Origin of the sequence: Nostoc sp. (assembly GCF_036917755.1) — a bacterium.
GTDB lineage: Bacteria > Cyanobacteriota > Cyanobacteriia > Cyanobacteriales > Nostocaceae > Nostoc.
Window position 1 is genome coordinate 87,873 of record NZ_JBALFC010000044.1, and the last position, 9,875, is coordinate 97,747.

The 9,875-nt window shown below is 42.9% G+C and carries 6 protein-coding genes and 2 pseudogenes; 3 read left to right on the forward strand and 5 right to left on the reverse strand.

The window, feature by feature from the left end; genetic code table 11:
• Positions 1–248 precede the first annotated feature (248 nt).
• The 4 genes and pseudogenes from V7L05_RS11370 to V7L05_RS11385 form a co-directional block, all read right to left on the reverse strand.
• Positions 249–551 (reverse strand): annotated as a pseudogene (locus tag V7L05_RS11370) (Uma2 family endonuclease); the annotation flags it as partial.
• 365 nt (positions 552–916) lie between these two features.
• Positions 917–1,303: a hypothetical protein gene (locus V7L05_RS11375; RefSeq protein ID WP_335164253.1), complete on the reverse strand. Its 387-nt coding sequence runs from the start codon at positions 1,301–1,303 to the stop codon at positions 917–919.
• A 92-nt stretch (positions 1,304–1,395) separates the two neighbouring features.
• Entirely contained in the window at positions 1,396–2,970 is a 1,575-nt protein-coding gene (locus V7L05_RS11380; RefSeq protein ID WP_335164254.1) for a GMC family oxidoreductase, read from the reverse strand.
• Between the two features lie 257 nt (positions 2,971–3,227).
• On the reverse strand, positions 3,228–4,811 hold the full coding sequence (locus V7L05_RS11385; protein WP_335164255.1) for an FAD-dependent oxidoreductase: 1,584 nt from the start codon (positions 4,809–4,811) through the stop codon (positions 3,228–3,230).
• A 676-nt stretch (positions 4,812–5,487) separates the two neighbouring features.
• Here V7L05_RS11385 and V7L05_RS11390 point away from each other — a divergent pair.
• From V7L05_RS11390 to V7L05_RS11400, 3 genes and pseudogenes are all read left to right on the forward strand, one after another.
• Positions 5,488–6,393, forward strand: a complete 906-nt coding sequence (locus V7L05_RS11390; protein WP_335164256.1) for an SMP-30/gluconolactonase/LRE family protein — start codon at positions 5,488–5,490, stop codon at positions 6,391–6,393.
• Complete coding sequence (locus V7L05_RS11395; protein ID WP_335164257.1) at positions 6,390–6,932, forward strand: DoxX family protein; 543 nt, start codon at positions 6,390–6,392, stop codon at positions 6,930–6,932. Before V7L05_RS11390 ends, V7L05_RS11395 begins: the two co-directional genes overlap by 4 nt.
• Positions 6,933–7,328: pseudogene (locus V7L05_RS11400) on the forward strand (ABC transporter ATP-binding protein); the annotation flags it as partial.
• Between the two features lie 60 nt (positions 7,329–7,388).
• Here V7L05_RS11400 and V7L05_RS11405 read toward each other — a convergent pair.
• On the reverse strand, positions 7,389–9,359 hold the full coding sequence (locus tag V7L05_RS11405; protein WP_335164258.1) for a serine hydrolase: 1,971 nt from the start codon (positions 9,357–9,359) through the stop codon (positions 7,389–7,391).
• Positions 9,360–9,875: the final 516 nt, after the last annotated feature.

Genomic DNA, 9,875 nt, shown 5'->3' on the forward strand with positions numbered 1-9,875 from the left:
AGTTTTAGATTTTATATTGAATTGAGACAAAAACTAAAATCTGAGATTTGTTAGTCAGTGAAAACCCAATGAATGTAAACTCTTGAGATAACCGTCAGTAGTTAGTTTACTCACTGCTGACATTTTTGATAAGTATTTTTATTTATACCAATGCATTTACTAATATAAATGAGTAACAATTTAGTAATTGTACCCAAATACACCAGATATTTTTTTAATATTTTATCTATGTAAATATTTGTATAACGCAAAACATCAGGTTGTGGTTCATTATCTAAATCCAAGCGCACGGTAGCATTCTCACCTAGCGCTACGCCTAGAGTGGAAACTTTGTAATTTCCTAACCAGACAATTAAGTTTCCATGAGGTTGGCCATGACTTCTAAAACGCAGTGGTGAGGTCATGTAGACGACTCCTTCGATTAATTCTGCTTTTTTATAAGGCATTGCTGTATAACGACGCTCAAATTCGTGGCGGGTTAAGCGATCGCCACTTTCTAAAGGAGGAATAAAAGCGCTATTATTTAAGCCATGTTCCACAGAAGCCGCCATTAGGTGATTCCTCATCCGCAGGAGTTATAGCTTGAATTTAACATAGTGCGATTGCTGACGAGGCAAAGACTATAAGGAGCGATCGCACATGAACCATTAACAATTCAAAATTAAAAATTCACGCATTAAAGACATTTTCCGACGTTAGCGGAGCCTCTTGTGGAGAAAAGGCTCCGCTAACGTCATCCGTAATTAATAAACTCCGATTTAATCAGCATTTCGGGGTTTGAAACTGTTGCATTGTTTTGGAGAATTAGTATTACAGCTATTTTCAGGTAAATAGACCACGCGGTAGGGGCACAGCACTGCTGTGCCCCTACGACGGATGTGGTTCAAATACATGAAAATTGCTGTAAATTTTTGGTTTAGGGGACTTGAATTTCTCCACCTTGTGGTTTTGATAATGCTTGTAATTCTTCCCAAGAATAGTGACGGGGTAGTTCAATTGGTTTGTGATTGGCTCCTAATCCCAATCCAATTGTCGGCTGGAGTTCTTCAATGAATTCTCCAGGGTACTCTACCAACTTCTTGGCTACAACGCTACCAGTAATTGCCCCTGCAACCATACCAATTGCAGCACCCATTTTACCACCAATGGAGCGACCTAGTGCGGCTCCGGCAACGCCACCTCCCACAGCGCCTAGATTTGTAGCCAGGGGATGAGGCAAATCTGTCGCTTCTAAATCCTCCTGTTGAGATTGAATCTCTGGTTGCTGTTGTGGTGTAATTTGCCCTTGATCATTTGTCATCATGTTTCGTCCTTTTTGTCCTTACAAATAACTAATCATCCTTGCAGGTTCAGCACTTCCTTCAAGTCTCTTAACCCGCCCAACCGAGTGCCTGATTATTTCAATTGTTCAGCTATACGATCGCCAACACGTAACGCATTCGCCATAATCGTTAATGTCGGGTTAGCACCGGAATTTGACGGAAAGAAACTACTATCTACCAGATAGAGATTATCGACATCATGGGTACGACAATTGACATCAAGGACTGAAGTTTTGGGATCTGTGCCAAATCGACAACTACCACATTGATGGGCAACTGCTTGTTCTGGTAAATGTGTGCGAGGATAAAGACTAAATGGTAGGACGCTTTTAGCACAATGAGGGATTGACTTCAGCACAGATGTCCAGCGATGGATTAAGCGATCGCTTGCTTCGGTATTGTTCAGTGTATAGTCAACGTGAATCTTGTCACCCACCACGCGAACCCGATTATTCGGGTCTGGTAAATCTTCTGTTTGCAACCACCAACCAACCGATCGCTCGGCCAGCAAATGGCGCTCATAATGAGGAATCAGCTTCACAAATGGAGCCATTAGTGGTGGTGCTTCTCCGGGAATCATATCGGCTAGCACATTACCTGTATTCTGCACCATGCCCATCGGATAAGGAAAATCCGGCTCTCCCCAATAAAAATCGTTGACAGCGATCGTTTTTTGAAAGTTGGCGTGATTCACTTCTAGATGTATGGAAACTATAGCTGTCTCCAGTTGCCTCATGAAATTCCGCCCCACCTGATCGGAACTGTTTGCTAATCCGTTGGGATGTTTGTCATTAGCAGAGCGTAACAGCAAAGCAGCTGAATTGACAGAACCACAGGCAACAACCACAATATCGCCTGTAAACCAATGTTTTTCCCCGGCAATTTCCGTTTCTACACTCGTCACCTCTCGCCCCGACTCACTGGTATGCAACCGCAAGACTTTAGCATTAGTTAAAAGGGTGAAATTGGCGTATATGTCGCGGGTAGGACGAATGGCGTTAACATCGGCATCGGCTTTGGCACCTACAAGACAAGGATATCCATCAAAAGTATCGCAGCGAATGCAGGGACTCTTGGTGCGATCGCTTTCATTGAGCTTTAATCCTAGTGGTAGATGGAATGGGTAGTAACCCAGTTCACGGATACCATCAGCAAGGGACTGCATATCTGGCTCATGACTGACTGGCGGATAGGGATATGGTTCGCTGCGAGGTGGTTCGGTGGGGTCTTCTCCTTCTTTGCCATGCACATCATACAGCTTTTCTGCTTGCGTGTAGTATGGCTCAAAGTCCTGATATTTCAAAGGCCATTCTGGAGAAATTCCTCCCTTGTGAATTACCCTTTCAAAATCTCGCTCCCGCAATCGAATTAAGGCTGCACCGTAGAGTTTAGTATTGCCACCAACCCAGTAACCTGTCTGGGGCTGAAATGCCTTACCTTCCTTGTTATACCATTGCTCATCTGTATGGTAACGATGTTTTTGATAAACCTCCTCTGGATTCCAGTTAGCTTTTTCTCTCGGTAAAAAGTCGCCTCGTTCCAGCACTAGAATTTTTTTACCTGTAGGTGCAAGGCGGTGAGCCAATGTACCTCCACCGGCTCCCGTACCGATAATGATGATGTCGTAGCGCTCAGTGATGTTCGTCATATATGCAGGAGGTTGCAAATTATTTTTATCTCGAACTTTATTAGTTTACTCTGGTTCTTAGTCAGTACTAATTCTGTATGAAGATGCGCTAAACCATATTTAAGTACAAGAAAGAAAAACGAACCGCAAAGGACGCAAAGAACACAAAGAAAGAAAGAAAGAAGTTAAAAGGGTTTGGCGCAGCCTCACAAAGAAATGATATCAGTACTAAAGTGCTTCAGCACCCACTACAAACTCCGCTAGCGCTTGCTACTAACTTAAGGCTGTTTGTGAATCAAATCAACTACACCGCGCCGTAATTCCTCAACAGTTGGCATCTGGTTCAAGCGCATCAATTCCGAGATAGCTGCTGTTTCTGTATCCCGATGGCTGGTTGCAACTGCCAAGACTTGATTGTTTTTGATGTAAAAAGCAATGAATTCCTGTTTTTCCAAATCCCCATCTACAATTATTTCATCCCAACTTTGGGCGTGTCCAATATAGCGCAACGGAAACTTGAATTGCATTGTCCAGAACAAAGGAAGCCCTCTAAATTTAACTGCTTTCCCTGCCATGTTATAAGCTGCAATTCGCCCGTGTTGTGCTGCAACTCGCCAATGTTCAACGCGAATCGATTCGTTTGTACGCCAATCGGGATAACGGGCAATATCGCCTGCGGCGTAGATGCTATCACCTGCACACAAGTATTCATCAACAACAACACTGCGATCTTTGGGATGCAATTCGATACCTTTAAGAAAGTCTGTTGCAGGCTGTACGCCAACTCCGATAATTACGATATCTGCTTGTAAGCGATCGCCATTATCTAAAATGACGGCTTCTACTTTGTCGCTACCTTCAAATTGAACCGCTTTTCTACCCAACTTAAAGGAAACGCCGTTTTCCTCATGAACTTGCTGAAAGATTTTGCCAATTTCCTCGCCAAGGGTTTTCTTAAAAGGTACAGAATCCGGCGAGATCACGGTTACTTGTAAGCCTTGCTGACTCAGCCCAGATGCCGTTTCCATACCGATAAAACTGGAGCCAATCACTACCGCTTGTCCTTTTTGCTTAATGGTTGCCAAAATGCGATCGGCATCATCAAAACTGCGTAATGTCAAAATGTTTTGCAAGTCTGCACCGGGAATATCTAGCTGGCGTGGTTTTCCTCCTGTTGCTACTAGTAAGGCATCATAGGTTAACGAATCTCCATTAGTAAAGGCGATCGCTTTATTTGTTGTTTGCACCTGTTCAACTTGGTGATTCAACAGCACTTCAATGGCGTGTTCTTTGAAGAAATCGGGCGATCGCAGGGGCATTTCCTCCGAGGATGTTTTACCAATAAAGTAGTCTTTACTCAGCTTGGTGCGATCGTAGGGCAGCTTATCTTCCTGAGTAATCATGACGATTCGCCCTTGATATCCAGCGACTCGCAAAGTTTCTGCGGCATGGACACCCGCCGCTCCTGCGCCTAAAATAACAAATGTGCGCCCATCAATGTTGGGGTTAAATTGTGCCATTGTAGGCGATCGCAATCCCGTTGTTTCCTCTGGTACGCTGACAATGACGTTTTCACCTTCAATCCGTACCTGATAGGAATCTAAAGAATCCAAGCCAGGTGGCTCTAGTTGATCGCCAGTCGTCACGTCAAAATAGGCATTGTGCCAGGGGCAAACAACATGATGTCCGTTCAGCACCCCCTCTGCCAGTGGCGCTTTATAATGAGAGCAGTATGCGCCGACAGCATAAAACTTTCCATCTATACGACTCAGTAAAATTTCTGTCTCGCCGACAGATACCTGTCGCATTTCACCATCATTTAGATCGTTGATATTGGCAACAACTGCTTCTATCTGTTTCATAATCAACTCTTAAATAATTCGTAATTCGTAATGACGCTCTCTACCAGACGCTAAAAGCGAAAGCGGACTCGCTACCGCTACGCTAACGTAATTAGGTTTTGCAACAGGGATAAAGACAAGAGCCACAAAACTTGCCGCTTGATAGTTGCTCTTTACTTAAACTTACGGAACTTGTTAATGGGCTACTAGTTTCCTTTAAACTTGCTTGGCTCACAAACTTGCAACCGAACCACCATCTACCCGATAATTAGAACCAACCACAAAGATCAAGCCGATTAACTGAGAAATATTCAGATAGTTTTTGCTTGCAAACTTTACTTTATGTCACAAACTCTGATTTTTTCAACTCATCAATGGTATATCTATAAAATCATAAATTCAGCCTTTGGATATATAGCAATTCTATTGGAATTATGAGAATTATCGAACCGCCAAGAGCAGAAAATTTAGAACTGCTATGAGTAACCTTTAAAAACACGCGAGCTAAAATTTTAGACTCTATCCAATGGCCTAATTTTCATTTATGCCTAAAGGAAGGCTAATATTTCCTTTTAATTTCATTGATGTTTATATATTATGTAAATCAGGCATATTTGATAATTATAAAAATTAAGTTTGTATTAACTTGAACCTGCCATTTATCGCCAGTAACCAAGTTAAATAACAGGAGATTCCTATGGCTGAAGCCATTGAGATTTATGACGATCGCCTGCTTGCTATTGTACGCCCCGGCGCTTCACTCCAGGAGCTAGCTAACGGTGCCGTTCATAGTGAGGGGCCTGTTTACTTCTACGAAGACGATAGCGTTGTGTGGAGCGACGCTCACGGCAACCGCCTGTTGCACTGGAGTCCTACCGATGGTGTGAACGTCCTGCGATCGCCATCTGATTACCAAAGCGGTAATTACCGCGATTTAGAAGGTCGTCTAGTTGCGTGTTCCTCCGGTCTGCGTGCCATCATCCGACGCGAACACGATAGTGAATGGAAGATTTTAGTCGATCGCTACCAAGGCAAACGCCTGAACAGTCCAAATGATTTGGTAGTCAAAAGTGACAACACAATTTGGTTCACCGATCCGCCCTATGGTATCACTGAGCCGAACCAAGGTTATGGCGGCGAACAGGAACAACCTGGAAGTTATGTGTATCGCTTCGACCCGGCAACAGGTGAAATTTATCCGGTAGTAACAGACATGGTGCGCCCAAATGGGCTGGCTTTCAGTCCAGATGAAAGCCTTTTGTATGTCTCAGATACAGCTGCGTTTAATATTCCTGGCGGGCCTCATCATATTCGCGTCTATGAGGTTGTAGGTGATCGCCATGTGAACAATGGCCGCGTGTTCTGTGTGATTGATCCAGGACAACCGGATGGATTTCGGGTTGACGAACATGGCAACATTTTTACTAGTTCTGAAGACAGCGTACAGGTATACGCGCCCGATGGGACTCAGTTGGGAAAAATTCCCATACCGGAGACAAGCACTAACCTCACTTTCGGTGGTAAGGAAGGCGATCGCCTATTTATCACAGCCGGTCATTCCTTATATGCTATTGACCTTAATACCCGTGGTGTACAACTATGATTTATCAATTTGGGCTGGGTGTGGCGATCGCCTTTTTTCTAGCTGCATTTAATTTCCCACAGCTAGGGTTAAACTTGTTCAGTTCACTCTCTCCTGTGTATCCTGACGGACTCCCAGGATTGGCACTTTTACTACTAAGAGTTAGCCTTGGCGGGTTGTTTCTACTACACGGCTATCCAAAGATAACGCATCTTCGACAGTGGGCTGAGTCTCTAAAAATGCCTATCTTTCTTTGCTTTTTATCAGCTGCGTCTATGTTAGGTGGCGGACTTTTTCTAATCATTGGATTCCTCACACTCTTAGCAACCTTGCCCATTCTCGGCTCAATGATTTATGCGATATATTTAGACATTTCTGGAAGTAAGCCCTTTGTAGCCCAAGATCCCTACTTAATTCCTGAAGGACAGTATCAGGGGCTTTTAGGAAAAGGTGAACCACCAAGTTGGGAAAAAGCCTTTATGTATTGCGTTATGCTGATTGCGATCGCAGTTTTAGGCCCTGGTGCATATTCCCTAGATGCTTTAATTTTTGGGCGTTGAATCGAAAAATTTAGCGATCGCTTAGTCGAACAACTCTCAGGTGGTGAAAGACAACGAGCTTTTTTAGCTTTAGCACTAGCGCAAGAACCAAAAGTTTTACTATTAGATGAGCCGACAACTTTTTTAGATATCAACTATCAATTACAACTATTAGAACTGCTTAAAGAACTGAATCAGCAGCAGGAATTAACTATTGTCACAGTTTTACACGAACTGAATTTAGCAGCGCGATATAGTTCCCGCATTGCATTATTAAAACAGGGTCATATTTGGGAAGTTGGTACACCTGAACAAGTTCTGACACCAAATGCGATCGCCCAAGTATTTGGTGTGGAATCAGTGATTATTCACACACCCGTTGGTTTACAAGTGTGTGCCATTTCTGCTGTGTCATGATGACTTAATTTAGGTAGTTCACTGATTAAATTGCACCAATAAAATTATCCTAGCTAATGGCTAAAACAAATCAAAGGATGGCCAAATGGTGACTTTGCTTCTAATTTTCCACATGAGTCGGTCGAGGTCGCTATTGAAGCCTAATTTTTGACTGCGGGTATTAACTAACACTGCCCAAGAGAAACCATCACTAGTATTGACAAGAAACGCCTGTTCTCCTGGTAAGCTGCCGTTGTGCCAATAGTTGCCACCAATGGAGCTTACACACCATCCCTTGGCGTAAAGAGGGTTCACACTTGAGCGTTGATACATAGTTGCAAGCGTACTAGCACCAAGAATATCAGGTTTGGCATTTAAACCATCTACCCGCACAGACAAACGCACTAAATCAATCGGTTTTGCAATCCAACCACCGTGAGCATCCATTCTTGCCACTTTCATACCGTAGGGATCTTCACCACCTTGACCGTAATAGGTAACTTCGTTGGCTTTTTTCTCGGCTAGGGTATCGCCACCAATTTCCATATCGGTGACATCGGATGGTTGAAGGATATTAGTTTTTACGTAATTTTCGTAGGTTTGCCCCGTCACCTTTTCAATCACTCGCCCCAAAACACAGAAACCAAAATTAGAGTAATCATATTTGGTTCCCGGTGCGTTATCTAGGGTACGGTTATCTAATACCCAACTAATTAATTGGGTATGCTTCATTGAAGGATTAGAAAACATCGGGTCATTGCTACTGTTAGACCAACCACCACCTAAATGGCTAAGTAAATGCTGCACAGTGATTTGATCGACATTGGGTTTATAGGGAGTTGTGCCGTAGGTAGTGCCTAAAATTCCACTTTTACCGAAAATGCGATCGCTTAACTTTAGCTTACCTTGTTCCACCAGTTTCATGATGGCGATCGCGGTAATAGGTTTCGATACACTGGCGACGCGGAATCTGTGGCGAGGTGCAACTCTTTCACCTGTAGATTTATCCGCCAAGCCGTAGGTTTTGGCTAACACTAAGCGTCCATCACGAGCAATAGCCAAAGAAAGACCAGGAACATCATAATCTTGCATAAACTGCGCCACAGTTTGATCGATAGCTGTCAATTCTAAAGAATTATAGCCGTTTTGACTTTCCCAGATGGCTGCATATCTGTCTTCACCATTGACGGTGTAACCATTGACCCATACAGGACGGTAGCCTTGATAAAAGTTACGTTCAAATTCGTCTTGATATGCTTGGGAACTCATACCATGACGCGCTATCCAAGCCCCACTACCAGATTTTTCCCAGAGTGCAGCATATCTATCTTGACCGTTGAAACTGTAGCCACTAACTTTAATTAAGCGGAAGCCTTGAGCTATGTATTTGTTAAATTCACTTTGATATTCTGCTGAAGTCAACCCGTGACGTGCTACCCATGCTGGTGCATTAGCTGATTTTTCAAAAATGACAGCATAAAAATCTTGATTGCCCACAGTGTAGGCACTAATATCCACAGGATGAAAACCCAGGGCTGTGTATTTGTTAAATTCGCTTTGATATTGTGCTGAAGTCAACCTGTGACGTGCTACCCATGCTGGCGCATTGGCAGTTTTTTCAAAGATGACAGCATAAAAATCTTGATTTCCTACTCCGTAGCCACTCACCTGCACCGGACGAAAACCCTGGGCTGTGTATTTGTTAAATTCACTTTGATATTCTGCCGAAGTCAATCTATGACGCGCTACCCATGCACGCGCTACCCATGCAGGTGCATTGACAGTTTTTTCAAAGATGACAGCATAAAAATCTTGATTTCCTACAGCGTAACCACTCACCTGTACCGGACGAAAACCCTGGGCTGTGTATTTGTTAAATTCACTTTGATATTCTGCCGAAGTCAACCTATGACGTGCCACCCATGCAGATGATGCTGCTACCGCTACTGAGCCTTGATTTGGGAATAAATCACTGAGGATGATTGCGGTTGAACTCATCCCCATCAATTGCATAAATCGACGACGGCTTTTTAAACATAAATCCATATTCATCTATACTCCGGTAACTAAATTCATTCTTAAGACAAATCGGCAAAAGTTTTTAGATATAAGACTAGTACCGCAAGGCGGAAGTCACGCATTTAAAAGGTTGATATATCAAGGCTTGTGACTGTTTGAAATGGTAGGTTTATTTACGCCGCGTTGTACTAGTATTTGATTTTTTAAAAAGCTTTCTACATCTGCAATACCTAAAAAAGTTCGTGACTTTTTAATATTGGCTTTAACAATTCAAAACCAGGTATAGAAATAGTATTTTTTTAGATAAAGATTTAGTGGATACTTACTTATATCTCCAATCCTTTTGTATTGGCTTACCACAGTAAAATCACGGGAATTGGGTTATGACGTTTCAAATTTATAAATACTCACCATCCTACCGTAATCCTACAGTAATCCTATGATTCTGCCCTACATACAGCGTATTGCAGGTTTATGAGGTACAGTAACAGCAGTTTGTAAACCAGTTTTTTAAATGCACAGGATTAATCAAATCGAGTGCAGTTGCAA